1 protein-coding gene is annotated in these 268 nt (G+C 57.1%); it reads right to left on the bottom strand.

Features of this window, described 5'->3' with window-relative positions:
* Nucleotides 1–268 (bottom strand): TonB-dependent receptor plug domain-containing protein (locus QN347_RS20040; RefSeq protein WP_323494435.1); only part of this gene is annotated, 268 nt, incomplete at both ends.

Here is a 268-nt window from a genome sequence, read left to right as displayed (position 1 = left end):
GGCCATGTGATCCTAAGGTGGCCGACCATTCGGCGCGCGCGGCCGTGGTCGGCTTTTTAGAAATTCGGTTGATCATGCCGCCGGCTGAACCACGCCCATATAAAACCGAGGCCGGACCCTTGAGTACTTCGATGCGTTCAATGTTGGACAAGTCGCGGTAGTAAAACGCATCGTCACGCACGCCATCGACATACTGATCGAGAATCGCCGTGAAGCCGCGTATCGTCACTTGATCGCGCTGACCATCGCCAACGCTGAAACTGAGCCC

It is taken from the genome of Sphingomonas sp. 10B4, assembly GCF_035019905.1.
Classification (GTDB): Bacteria; Pseudomonadota; Alphaproteobacteria; order Sphingomonadales; family Sphingomonadaceae; genus Sphingomonas; species Sphingomonas glacialis.
The sequence above is the reverse complement of the archived record's forward strand: the minus strand, read 5'-3'. Positions and strand labels throughout refer to the sequence as shown.